This is a genomic window from Pseudomonas grandcourensis, from assembly GCF_039909015.1.
Taxonomy (GTDB): Bacteria; Pseudomonadota; Gammaproteobacteria; order Pseudomonadales; family Pseudomonadaceae; genus Aquipseudomonas; species Aquipseudomonas grandcourensis.
In genome coordinates this window covers 6,285,321-6,297,549 of sequence record NZ_CP150919.1, presented here as the reverse complement: position 1 = coordinate 6,297,549, position 12,229 = coordinate 6,285,321, and the positions used below count along the sequence as shown (strand labels likewise).

General features: G+C 61.1%; 12 protein-coding genes. 6 read left to right on the top strand and 6 right to left on the bottom strand.

The annotated features are described in order from the left end of the window. Positions 1-77: 77 nt before the first annotated feature. Together AABM52_RS28350 and AABM52_RS28345 are read right to left on the bottom strand one after the other, a co-directional pair. Positions 78-965 (bottom strand): 3-keto-5-aminohexanoate cleavage protein, encoded by an 888-nt coding sequence (locus tag AABM52_RS28350; RefSeq protein WP_347909512.1) that lies wholly within the window; start codon positions 963-965, stop codon positions 78-80. A 95-nt stretch (positions 966-1,060) separates the two neighbouring features. Continuing rightward, the gene (locus AABM52_RS28345) at positions 1,061-2,005 is read right to left on the bottom strand and encodes a choline ABC transporter substrate-binding protein (protein WP_347909511.1); all 945 of its coding nucleotides are present in this window, start codon (positions 2,003-2,005) and stop codon (positions 1,061-1,063) included. Positions 2,006-2,229: 224 nt separating this feature from the next. On the opposite strand from AABM52_RS28345, the gene AABM52_RS28340 reads away from it, so the two are divergent. Beyond that, positions 2,230-3,174: a GlxA family transcriptional regulator gene (locus tag AABM52_RS28340; protein ID WP_347909510.1), complete on the top strand. Its 945-nt coding sequence runs from the start codon at positions 2,230-2,232 to the stop codon at positions 3,172-3,174. Between the two features lie 125 nt (positions 3,175-3,299). Here the strand turns inward: AABM52_RS28340 and AABM52_RS28335 are convergent, their stop codons facing one another. The 4 genes from AABM52_RS28335 to AABM52_RS28320 all read right to left on the bottom strand — a co-directional run bounded on the left by AABM52_RS28335 (position 3,300) and on the right by AABM52_RS28320 (position 4,925). After that, positions 3,300-3,716, bottom strand: a complete 417-nt coding sequence (locus AABM52_RS28335) for a DUF3010 family protein (RefSeq protein WP_347909509.1) — start codon at positions 3,714-3,716, stop codon at positions 3,300-3,302. Between the two features lie 33 nt (positions 3,717-3,749). Beyond that, positions 3,750-4,073 carry a helix-turn-helix domain-containing protein gene (locus tag AABM52_RS28330; RefSeq protein ID WP_046039364.1) on the bottom strand — a complete coding sequence of 108 codons (324 nt, stop codon included), beginning with the start codon at positions 4,071-4,073 and terminating at the stop codon, positions 3,750-3,752. After that, positions 4,057-4,311: a type II toxin-antitoxin system RelE/ParE family toxin gene (locus tag AABM52_RS28325; RefSeq protein WP_347909508.1), complete on the bottom strand. Its 255-nt coding sequence runs from the start codon at positions 4,309-4,311 to the stop codon at positions 4,057-4,059. Before AABM52_RS28325 ends, AABM52_RS28330 begins: the two co-directional genes overlap by 17 nt. A 212-nt stretch (positions 4,312-4,523) precedes the next feature. After that, positions 4,524-4,925: a lysozyme inhibitor LprI family protein gene (locus AABM52_RS28320; RefSeq protein WP_347909507.1), complete on the bottom strand. Its 402-nt coding sequence runs from the start codon at positions 4,923-4,925 to the stop codon at positions 4,524-4,526. A gap of 235 nt (positions 4,926-5,160) precedes the next feature. On the opposite strand from AABM52_RS28320, the gene AABM52_RS28315 reads away from it, so the two are divergent. From AABM52_RS28315 to AABM52_RS28295, 5 genes are all read left to right on the top strand, one after another. Next, the gene (locus AABM52_RS28315) at positions 5,161-6,138 is read left to right on the top strand and encodes a dipeptidase (protein WP_046039549.1); all 978 of its coding nucleotides are present in this window, start codon (positions 5,161-5,163) and stop codon (positions 6,136-6,138) included. A 78-nt stretch (positions 6,139-6,216) separates the two neighbouring features. Then, the gene (locus AABM52_RS28310) at positions 6,217-6,747 is read left to right on the top strand and encodes a DUF5943 domain-containing protein (RefSeq protein ID WP_347909505.1); all 531 of its coding nucleotides are present in this window, start codon (positions 6,217-6,219) and stop codon (positions 6,745-6,747) included. Between the two features lie 15 nt (positions 6,748-6,762). Next, positions 6,763-8,823 carry a dimethylglycine demethylation protein DgcA gene (gene dgcA, locus AABM52_RS28305; RefSeq protein ID WP_347909504.1) on the top strand — a complete coding sequence of 687 codons (2,061 nt, stop codon included), beginning with the start codon at positions 6,763-6,765 and terminating at the stop codon, positions 8,821-8,823. Positions 8,824-9,044: 221 nt separating this feature from the next. After that, positions 9,045-10,994 carry a dimethylglycine demethylation protein DgcB gene (gene dgcB / locus AABM52_RS28300; RefSeq protein ID WP_347909503.1) on the top strand — a complete coding sequence of 650 codons (1,950 nt, stop codon included), beginning with the start codon at positions 9,045-9,047 and terminating at the stop codon, positions 10,992-10,994. Next, positions 10,994-12,214: an electron transfer flavoprotein subunit alpha/FixB family protein gene (locus AABM52_RS28295; protein WP_347909502.1), complete on the top strand. Its 1,221-nt coding sequence runs from the start codon at positions 10,994-10,996 to the stop codon at positions 12,212-12,214. Before dgcB ends, AABM52_RS28295 begins: the two co-directional genes overlap by 1 nt. The last annotated feature ends 15 nt before the right edge of the window (positions 12,215-12,229 follow it).

Here is a 12,229-nt window from a genome sequence, read left to right as displayed (position 1 = left end):
GGGCCGCTTCGCGACCCAACGGGGGCAAGCCCCCTCGCCACAAAAGCTCGCTCCCACAGGGGGAAAGTTGTTTTGAATTAGCCGCGCTTGGTCAGGCCCATTTTTGCCCGGCCTTCAGCCGGGGTCAGGACGCGGGCACCGAGGCGGCTGAGGATTTCGCCAGCGCGCTCGACCAGTTGGCCGTTGGTCGCCAGCACGCCCTTGTCCAGCCACAGGTTGTCTTCCAGCCCGACTCGCACGTTGCCGCCGAGCAACACCGCTTGCGCCGCCATCGGCATTTGCATGCGACCAATACCGAAGCCGGCCCAGACCGCGTCGGCCGGCAGGTTGTCGACCATGGCTTTCATGGTGGTGGTGTCCGCCGGTGCGCCCCACGGGATGCCCAGGCACAGCTGGAACAGAGGGTTGTCGAGCAGGCCTTCCTTGATCATCTGCTTGGCGAACCACAGGTGGCCGGTGTCGAAGATTTCCAGCTCGGCCTTTACGCCCAGCTCTTGAATGCGTTTGGCGCCGGCACGCAGCTGGGCCGGGGTGGACACGTAAATGGTGTCGCCGTCGCCGAAGTTCAGGGTGCCGCAGTCGAGGGTGCAGATTTCCGGCAGCAGTTCTTCGACGTGGGCCAGGCGGGTCAGCGGGCCGACCAGGTCGGTATTCGGGCCGAACTCCATCGGGCTCTCGCCGGCTCCGATCTCCAGGTCGCCACCCATGCCGGCGGTGAGGTTGACGATGATGTCGACGTCCGCCTCGCGGATGCGCTCCATCACTTCGCGGTACAGCGCCACGTCACGGCTGAACTTGCCGGTTTGCGGGTCACGCACATGGCAGTGAACCACGGTGGCACCGGCCTTGGCGGCTTCCACGGCGGCAGCGGCGATTTGTTTCGGGGTGACCGGCACGTGTGGGCTCTTGGCGGTCGTGTCGCCAGCACCGGTGAGTGCGCAGGTGATGATGACGTCGTGGTTCATTTGGCGGTTCCTTACAGGCGAGTTTTTGGCTTTGGCCAGGCGTGGTGGTCCCGTTCGCAGCCCGTTGGGGCTGCGAGCCGGTGGTTCGTTCGGGTTTATTTACTGGTCAGTTGCAGGTTTTCAGCGGCCGGTTTGCCATCGAAGGTGGTGACGCCTTCAAGCCAGCGCTTTTTGTCCTGCGGGTGATCCTTGATCCATTGCTTGGCCGACTCGAAAGCGTCCTTGTGATCCAGCAGCGGCTGCATCATCCGGCTCTCGTCTTCGGCGGTGAACGTCAGGTTGCTCAGCAGGCGACCGATGTTCGGGCATTGTTGGGCGTATGTCGGTGCGGTGACGGTCCACACGGTGGCCTTGCCTTCGTCCGGCCCAAGGGCGTTTTCACTGCCGGTGAGGTAGGTCATTTTCACGTTGACGTTCATCGGATGCGGCGCCCAGCCGAAGAACACCACGGCTTCGTTGCGACGTACGGCGCGATCCACGGCGGCGAGCATGCCGGCTTCGCTGGACTCGACCAGCTGGAACTTGCCGAGGCCGAACTGGTTCTTGGAGATCATCGCCTTGATCTGGGTGTTGGCGCCCGAGCCAGGCTCGATGCCGTAGATCTTGCCGCCCAGTTCTTTTTCGAACTTGGCGATGTCAGCGAAGGTTTTCAGGCCCTTGTCGGCGAGGTAGGTCGGCACGGCGAGGGTCGCGCGGGCGTCCTGCAGGCTTGGCGCTTCAAGCACCTTGACCTGTTTGGCGTCGACGAACGGGGTGATGGTCTGGGTCATCAGCGGGTTCCAGTAGCCGAGGAACAGATCCAGACGCTGGTCGCGTATCCCGGCGAAGATGATTTGCTGGGAGGCGCTGGTTTGTTTGGTGCTGTAGCCGAGGCCATCGAGCAATACCTGGGTCATGGCACTGGTGGCGATCACGTCGGTCCAGTTCACTACACCCATGCGCACGTTCTGGCACGCGGCGGGTTCGGCGGCCATGACACTGGCGCTCAGCAAAGCGGTACCACTGAGTGCAAGAACACAGCTGCTGATCAGTCGTTTCATCTCAGGTTCCTCGGCAGTTCGTTTATTGTGAGTTCCGGTGTCTGATGCGCCGGTGATGCCAAGTTACGCAGCAAAGCACCGATGAAAGCGCACTGCGGCGACCAGCTCTTGCACTGCAGCGACCTGTGCTCTTGAATGCCGCGTGCAAGTGGCGTATCAACATCCCTACGCTGCCCGCCCTCTCGTTACCTGGCCTCCTGTTACCTGCTAAGCGAGTGCGCTCCATGTCCCAGGATTTCTATTTCTTGTTGATGCCGGGTTTCTCGGCCATCGGATTTATCTCGGCCATCGAGCCGTTGCGGGTCGCCAACCGTTTTCGCGGTGAACTCTATCGCTGGCATGTGCTGAGCGCCGATGGCGGTGCGGTGCTGGCGAGCAACGGGATGTCGGTCAACGCCGACGCGGCACTGGAACCGTTGAAAAAAGGCGCGACGCTGCTGGTGGTCGCCGGGTTCGAACCCCTGAAGTTCACCACCCCGGCGCTGGAGCACTGGCTGCGCCGCCTGGACCACGAAGGCGTGACCCTAGGCGCCATCGACACCGGCAGCTTCATCCTCGCCGAGGCGGGGCTGCTCGACGGCCATCGCCTGACCCTGCACTGGGAAGCCATCGATGCCTTCAAGGAATCCTATCCACAGCTCAGCGTCACCCAGGAGCTGTTCGAGATCGATCGCCGGCGCATTACTTCCGCCGGCGGCACCGCTTCCATTGACCTGATGCTGGATCTGATCGCCCAGGCCCACAGCCCGGAACTGGCGATCCAGGTCAGCGAACAATTCGTGCTTGGCCGCATCCGCCCGCGCAAAGACCACCAGCGCATGGAAGTCGCCACGCGCTATGGCATCAGCAACAAGAAGCTGGTTCATGTGATCGGTGAGATGGAGCAGCACAGCGAACCGCCGCTGAGCACGCTGGAACTGGCGGAATCGATCAAGGTGACGCGGCGACAGCTGGAGCGCCTGTTTCGGTTGCACCTGAACGACACGCCGAGCAATTTCTACCTGAGATTGAGGCTGGAGAAGGCGCGGCAGTTGCTACGGCAAACAGACATGAGCGTGCTGGAAGTGAGCATTGCCTGCGGGTTTGAATCGCCGTCGTATTTCACCCGCAGTTATCGGGCGAAGTATGAGCGGTGCCCGCGAGAAGATCGGCGTACCGCGAAAGTATAAACACCCGAGAAACCCTGTAGGAGTGAGCCTGCTCGCGAAGGCAGTCTGTCAGACACATTCATGTCGACTGATGCACCGCTATCGCGAGCAGGCTCACTCCTACAGTTGTACAGCGGCGCCTGGAGTTACTTCTTCACCAACGCCGAACACGCCGCCTTGTAAGCCTCATGCTGATACTTGTTCAGCGTCCCCGGCAGCTCAAAATTGTGCTTCTTGGCCTGGGCATTGATGGTCTGCGGCGACAGCAGGGTCACTTCGCAATTCTCCAGCAACTGGAAAACCCCTTCGATCTTGAACGTCGTCGGCCCGCCAGCGAACTCGCCTTTCTTGCTGCGCTTCTTGATCGCAATGCGGTCGATGGAATTCTTACGGACAAACGAAGCGACCTGAGCGGCGAACACTTTGACGTTGGCGGCTTCGTCGTCATCGTCCAGGGCAATTTTCTTGGTGGCGAGCGCGAAATGGCCCAGCGCCTGACCGTCCAGCGTGGCCACGGCGATGATCGCTTCGCTGCCTTTGATTTCGATGCCGCAGACTTTCATGTTCAATCCCATTAGTGACAGAGGGTGTGCAGCTTACAGTTCAAGCTGACTGGCGGTGATGCCAAAAGCCGCAGCGATCTTCTCGCGGGTGGCCTTGCGAGGCTTGGCGACAGTCTCTTGCTGGGCGAAAGCCGGTTGAGTGATGCCCATGCGTTTGGCCACTTCTTCCTGGGTAAGGTTCAAGTGTTCGCGCCAGGCGCGGATGGGAGTAGCGCCATCGACGATTCGGCTCACCACCTCATGGGGGATCAAGTCGGGTTCGATTTTCTGCGCCACGTATTGTGCATAGGGAATGACCACGAAGGCTGGATTACCTTCGGCGTCATTGATGATTTGGATGTCAGTAGGTGCGTTCATCGCGTTTTTTGACCTCTTGAATACTGACCACTTTGATCGCGCCATCCCAATCAAACATAACCCGATAGTTACCGACACGCAGTCGATAAGCGTAGTCATGACCGACCAGTGCTTTGACATTGCCTACATCGGGCATGCCTGCCAGCGCCGTGATGGCATCACGAACCTGACCCTGATGAACGGAATGCAATTTCAGGAGTTGCTTAACGGCCTTTCGAGTCCAGTGGATGCTGTTCATGGAAGAATATAAGTCTTTTATAAGATTTGCGAATCTTTACTTATATTTTTCAGGTGGCCAATCAACAACAATTGTCAGGATGTTGCGTGAAAAACCCACACATTGGGGCTTCCAGGCAATGCGCGTAGGCGAGATCAGAACTTGTTGTAGGAAGAAGGGATACCGCAGTTTAAAGCTGGATGCAGTTCCAGCTTTCACCGGAATTTTCAGGACTACTCCTGCCCAATCGACTCCAAAAACTCCGACCGCTCGTCGCTCATCCGCGCCACACAATCGTTCTGGGCAATGGTGAACGCCTTGCTGCCACTGGTGGCCGGGAAGGCTTCTACAGCGCAATCGGCGTCGCGGGTCTTCAGCCATTGCTGTTGGGCGGCTTTGATCTTGGCGGTGATGTCGGCCAGTTGCGACGGGGTTTTGCCGTACTGCGACTGCATGCGCTCGGACAGGCCCTGGAGGTTCTCCTTTAGCAGGTCTTCGGCGGTGGTTTTGCTGAAGGCCGAGCATTCCAGGGTCTGGACGTCGTTTTCGACTTTGTCGCACGGGTTGTCGTCGGACACCTCCGCTGCGTGTACGCCGGTCGCAATCAGTGCCATTGCCAGAATGATCGATTTCATTATCGTCGCCGCTCTTGTCCAGTGAAGCATCCAGTGATGCGGCGAATTCTGGCCCAAGCCGAGGGCCTTGAACAGGTCGGTGATTGTGCCTGGCGACGACCCTTTGTCGCGGATTGACGCTTTCGGCAAACCCCCTGTCGTTTTTGCACCCGGCTGCCCCGGTGCTCAGGCATATGCTGGCCCCAAAGCGCCGGCAGACGATTCGGCGCATGAATCGCTAATAGGGGACAGCCTGATGAGCCCAGCCGAATTGCACGCCGACAGCATCGTTATCGACGGGCTGATTATTGCCAAGTGGAACCGTGAACTGTTCGAAGACATGCGCAAGGGCGGTTTGACCGCAGCCAACTGCACCGTGTCGGTGTGGGAGGGCTTTCAGGCCACCGTCAATAACATCGCCGCCAGCCAGAAGCTGATCCGCGAGAACAGCGACCTGGTGATTCCGGTCCGCACCACCGCCGACATCCGTAAAGCCAAGGAGCAGGGCAAGACCGGCATCCTTTTCGGCTTCCAGAATGCCCACGCCTTTGAAGACCAGATCGGCTATGTCGAAGTCTTCAAGCAGCTGGGCGTCGGCATCGTGCAGATGTGCTACAACACCCAGAACCTGGTGGGCACCGGCTGCTACGAGCGTGACGGCGGCCTGTCGGGCTTCGGTCGCGAAATCGTCGCCGAGATGAACCGGGCTGGCGTGATGTGCGACCTGTCCCACGTCGGCTCCAAGACTTCCGAAGAAGTCATCCTCGAATCGAAGAAGCCGGTCTGCTACTCCCACTGCTTGCCGTCGGGGCTCAAGGAGCACCCGCGCAACAAGTCCGATGAAGAGCTCAAGTTCATTGCCGACCACGGTGGTTTTGTCGGCGTGACCATGTTCGCGCCGTTCCTGGCCAAGGGTATCGACTCGACCATCGACGACTACGCCGAAGCCATCGAGTACGTGATGAACATCGTCGGCGAAGACGCCATCGGCATCGGCACCGACTTCACCCAAGGCCACGGCCAGGACTTCTTCGAATACCTGACCCACGACAAGGGCTACGCCCGCCGCTTGACCAGCTTCGGCAAGATCATCAACCCGCTGGGCATCCGCACCGTGGGCGAGTTCCCGAACCTGACCGAGACGTTGCTCAAGCGCGGCCACTCCGAGCGCGTGGTGCGCAAGATCATGGGCGAGAACTGGGTGAACGTCCTCAAGGACGTTTGGGGCGAGTAAGCCGCCGCATCTCTGAATCCTTTCCCGCTGCCGTCCGTGCAGCGGGCAACACAACGAATTTTCTGGAGTTAAGTTTCCATGGCCAAGATCGCCCCGCAATTGCCAATCGAAGTCGACAGCGAAACCGGTGTCTGGACCTCCGACGCCCTGCCGATGCTGTACGTGCCGCGCCATTTCTTTGTCAACAATCACATGGGCATCGAGGAAGTGCTGGGCGCTGAAGCCTATGCTGAAATCCTCTACAAGGCCGGCTACAAGTCCGCCTGGCACTGGTGTGAAAAAGAAGCCGAATGCCACGGCCTGGAAGGCGTCGCGGTGTTCGAGCACTACATGAAGCGCCTGTCGCAGCGCGGCTGGGGCCTGTTCAAGACCCAGGACATCGACCTCGACAAAGGCACCGCCAGCGTCAAGCTCGAACACTCGGCATTCGTCTACGTGTACGGCAAGGTCGGACGCAAGGTCGACTACATGTTCACTGGCTGGTTTGCAGGGGCCATGGACCAGATCCTCGCCGCTCGCGGCAGCAAGATCCGCACCGTGGCCGAGCAAGTCTACGGTGGCTCCGAAGAGGGCCACGAAGACGGCTTGTTCACCGTCAAGCCGTTGTAAGTCGAGGAACCCGCCATGGCTTTCGAAGCAATGTTCCAGCCGATCCAGATCGGCAAACTGACCATCCGCAACCGCGTGCTCAGCACCGCGCACGCTGAGGTCTATGCCACCGACGGCGGCATGACCACCGACCGGTACGTCAAGTATTACGAAGAGAAAGCCAAGGGCGGGATCGGCCTGGCGATTTGCGGCGGCTCCTCCAGCGTGGCCATCGACAGCCCGCAAGGGTGGTGGAAGTCGGTGAACCTGGCGGATGACCGGATCATTCCGCACTTCCAGAACCTGGCCGATGCCATGCACAAGCATGGCGCCAAGATCATGATCCAGATTACCCACATGGGCCGACGCTCGCGTTGGGACGGCGAGCACTGGCCAACCCTGCTGTCGCCGTCGGGCATCCGTGAACCGGTGCACCGTGCGACCTGCAAGACCATCGAGCCGGAAGAAATCTGGCGCGTGATCGGCAACTACGCCACTGCTGCGGCGCGGGCCAAGGCCGGTGGCCTGGACGGCGTCGAACTGTCGGCCGTGCACCAGCACATGATCGACCAGTTCTGGAGCCCGCGGGTCAACAAGCGTACCGACGAATGGGGCGGCAGCTTCGAGAACCGCATGCGTTTCGGCCTGGAAGTGATCAAGGCTGTGCGCAAGGAAGTCGGTCCGGATTTCTGCGTCGGCATCCGTCTGTGCGGTGATGAATTCCACCCGGATGGCTTGTCCCATGAGGACATGAAGCAGATCGCCAAGTACTACGACGACACCGGCATGATCGACTTCATCGGTGTGGTCGGCTCGGGTTGCGACACCCACAACACCCTGGCCAACGTTATCCCGAACATGAGTTATCCACCGGAGCCGTTCCTGCATCTGGCGGCCGGTATCAAGGAAGTGGTCAAGGCGCCTGTGCTGCACGCGCAGAACATCAAGGATCCGAACCAGGCGACCCGTATCCTGGAGGGCGGCTACGTCGACATGGTCGGCATGACCCGCGCTCACATCGCCGACCCGCACCTGATCGCCAAGATCAAGATGGGCCAGGTCGACCAGATCAAACAGTGCGTCGGCGCCAACTATTGCATCGACCGTCAGTACCAGGGTCTGGACGTACTTTGCATCCAGAACGCCGCGACCTCCCGTGAATACATGGGCGTGCCGCACATCATCGAGAAAACCACCGGCATCAAACGCAAGGTAGTGGTGGTCGGTGCCGGCCCGGCCGGGATGGAAGCTGCTCGTGTATCAGCCGAACGCGGCCACGACGTGACCCTGTTCGAGAAGAAAGAATTCATCGGTGGGCAGATCACTACCGCATCGAAAGCCCCGCAACGGGACCAGATCGCCGGTATCACCCGCTGGTTCCAACTGGAATTGGCGCGTTTGAAAGTTGACCTGCGCCTGGGCGTGGCGGCCGATGCAGCAACCATTCTCGACTTGCGTCCAGACGTGGTGGTGCTCGCCGTCGGCGGTCATCCGTTCCTGGAACAGAACGAACACTGGGGTGCGGCTGAAGGCCTGGTCGTCAGCAGCTGGGACATCCTCGACGGCAAGGTCGCACCGGGCAAGAACGTGCTGGTCTACGACACCATTTGCGAGTTCACCGGGATGTCGACGGCCGACTTCCTCGCCGACAAGGGCAGCCAGGTCGAGATCGTCACCGACGACATCAAGCCGGGTGTGGCCATCGGCGGTACGTCGTTCCCGACTTACTACCGCAGCATGTACCCCAAAGAAGTGATCATGACCGGCGACATGATGCTGGAGAAGGTCTACCGCGAAGGCGACAAGCTGGTGGCAGTGCTGGAAAACGAATACACCGGCGCCAAAGAGGAGCGGGTGGTCGACCAGGTGGTGGTGGAAAACGGCGTGCGTCCGGACGAAGAAATCTACTACTCGCTGAAGGAAGGCTCGCGCAACAAAGGCCAGATGGACATCGAAGCCTTGTTCGCGATCAAGCCGCAGCCATCGCTGAGCCAGGCGGGCGACGGCTACTTGCTGTTCCGCATCGGCGACTGCGTGGCCCAGCGTAATACACACGCCGCCATCTATGACGCGCTGCGGCTCTGCAAGGATTTCTAACGGCATCACCACCATCACTGTGGCGAGGGGGCTTGCCCCCGTTGGGCTGCGAAGCGGCCCCAAAATCAGTCAATGCGGTCTGTCAGTAAAAATGCATTTGACCGATTTACGACTGCTACGCAGCCGAACGGGGGCAAGCCCCCTCGCCACAGGTCGGTGTCAGGCCTTTAACGGCAAGCACATGAACCCTTGCAAGACCCGAGGTCTTTGGGAGCTTCACCATGTTGAACACCCTTCTTCCAATCCTGTTGTTCGCCGCCCTTGGCCTTGGTGTCCTGGGCGCGTTGCGGCGGGTGGCCATGTGGCGCCGGGGCCGGGCTTCGAAAGTCGACCTGATCGGCGGCCTGTTTGCCATGCCCAAGCGCTACATGGTCGACTTGCACCATGTGGTCGCGCGGGACAAATACATTGCCAACACCCACGTCGCTACGGCTGGCGGTGCGGTGGCGTCCATCGTGCTGGCGATTCTGGTGCATGGTTTCGGCCTGCATAACCGCTTCCTCGGCTATGCGCTGCTGCTGATGACAGCGGTGATGTTCCTCGGCGCGATCTTTGTTTACCTGCGTCGGCGCAATCCGCCGTCGCGCCTGTCGAAAGGCCCGTGGATGCGCCTGCCGAAAAGCCTGCTGGCGTTCTCGGTCTCGTTCTTCCTGTTGACCCTGCCGGTGGCCGGGATCCTCCCGGAAAACTTCGGTGGCTGGCTGTTGGCGGCGATTCTCGGGGTTGGCGTGTTGTGGGGCGTGTCGGAATTGTTCTTCGGCATGACCTGGGGCGGGCCGATGAAGCACGCCTTCGCCGGTGCGCTGCACCTGGCCTGGCACCGACGCGCCGAACGCTTCGGTGGCGGTCGTTCTACGGGCCTCAAGCCTCTGGACTTGAACGATCCGACCGCGCCACTGGGCGTGGAAAAACCCAAGGATTTCACCTGGAACCAATTGCTCGGCTTCGACGCCTGCGTGCAGTGCGGTAAATGCGAAGCGGCGTGCCCGGCCTTCGCTGCCGGCCAGCCGCTGAACCCGAAAAAACTGATTCAGGACATGGTCGTCGGCCTGGCCGGTGGCACCGATGCAAAATTCGCTGGCAGCCCATATCCGGGCAAGGCTATTGGCGAGCATTCAGGGAACCCACATCAACCGATCGTCAACGGTCTGGTGGACGCCGAGACCCTGTGGTCATGCACCACCTGCCGCGCCTGCGTCGAGGAATGCCCGATGATGATCGAGCACGTCGATGCCATCGTCGACATGCGCCGCCATCTGACCCTGGAAAAAGGCGCGACCCCGAACAAGGGTGCCGAAGTCCTGGAAAACCTGATCGCTACCGACAACCCGGGCGGCTTCGCGCCGGGCGGGCGGATGAACTGGGCGGCTGACCTGAACCTCAACCTGCTCAGTGAAAAGAAATCCACCGACGTGCTGTTCTGGGTTGGCGACGGTGCCTTCGACATGCGCAACCAGCGCACACTGCGCGCGTTCGTCAAAGTGCTCAAGGCGGCGAAGATCGACTTCGCCGTGCTCGGCCTCGAAGAGCGCGACAGCGGTGACGTGGCCCGGCGCCTGGGCGACGAAGCGACCTTCCAGCTGTTGGCCAAGCGCAACATCCAGACCCTGGCCAAATACAGTTTCAACCGCATCGTCACCTGCGATCCGCACAGTTTCCACGTGCTGAAAAACGAGTACGGCGCTTTCAATGGCAACTACCTGGTGCAGCATCACAGCACCTACATGGCAGAAATCATCGATGCTGGCGCGCTCAATCTCGGTCAGCACAAAGGCGACAGCGTGACCTACCATGACCCGTGCTACCTCGGCCGCTACAACGGCGAATACGAGGCGCCGCGTCAGGTATTGCGCGCCCTCGGGATTGAAGTGAAAGAGATGGAACGCTCCGGCTTCCGTTCGCGCTGCTGCGGCGGTGGTGGCGGCGCGCCGATCACCGACATTCCCGGCAAGCAACGCATCCCTGACATGCGCATGGAAGACATCCGCGAAACCGGCGCCGAACTGGTGGCGGTGGGTTGTCCACAATGCACCGCCATGCTCGAAGGCGTGGTCGAACCCCGGCCGATGATCAAGGACATTGCCGAGCTGGTGGCCGACGCGTTGCTCGAAGACGCAACGCCAAACAAACCGGCTGCTCCGGCCCAACGTGAAACCGCGGAGGTGCACTGATGAGCGACATTATCCGCCGCGACCCTCGGGCCGAATGGATTGCCCGCAACCGTCTGCACCCGCTGCACGCGGCGATGCAACCGGCGCAACACAGCTGGATGGGGCCTAACGGCGTCATCCGCAAGAATCCCCATGGCATTGGCTTTATCGGCCCCAACGGCATCAAACGCATCGACCGCAGCGGCGCTCAACAGGGCGGGGCGACCAAACGCTCAGCGGCGGTTGAAGTGCAATTGCCGCTGCATCAGGTGGCCGCACCGGCGTTTTACATCAGTGTGGTGCCGGACATGGTCGGTGGTCGTTTGAGCAGCCACGACCGCGACCTCTTGGGCCTGGCCCATCAATTGGCCGGCAAGGACGGCGCAGTGCTGGCCGTGGTGTTCGGCGAACACAAGGAAAACGCTTTCGCCACGGCAGGCGTCGACCGTCTGCTGGTGCTTGAAGGTGAAGAGTTCAACGGTTATGCACCGGAACAACGGGTCCAGGGCCTGCGGGCTGTGGATAACCAGTTCAGCCCGCGTCACTGGTTGCTGCCGGACAGCCGCAGTGGCGGCGGCGAACTCGGCCGACGTTTTGCCGCGGCACTGGGCGAGCGCCCGGCCACGCGGGTCTGGCAGGTCAAGGATCATGAGTGCATCGGCCGCGCCGGCGCGGGTCTGCAAGACCTCGCCCGGCCGCTGGCGCGTTTGATTCTGGCGGCTGCCGAGTGCGCCGAACCGGTCAGCGAAACCCGTCACGAAGCCTTGCCCGTGGAGTTATCCACAACCGTGGCGCGCAGCCTGTCGCGGATCGAAGATCTGGGCGCGGTGGCGGTGGACCCGGCGGCGATCCCCATGGCCGAGGCCGAGTTCATTTTCTCCGGCGGCAACGGGGTCAAGGACTGGGGACTTTTCCACAGGACAGCCGAAGCCCTCGGCGCGACCGAAGGCGCATCGCGGGTGGCGGTGGACGACGGCTTCATGGCCCGCGACCGTCAGGTCGGCGCGTCCGGCACCTGGGTTACCGCACGGGTCTATGTGGCGGTGGGGATTTCCGGGGCGATCCAGCACCTGCAAGGCATTGGTGCCTGCGACAAGGTGGTGGCGATCAACCTCGACCCTGGCTGCGACATGATCAAGCGCGCTGACCTCTCGGTGATCGGCGAGAGTGCGGAGATTCTTCAAGCCTTGATCGAGGCGGTAGAGGCTTACCGCAACGACGCCAAGCGCGATGCGGCTTAAGGGAAGGAAAGGGTT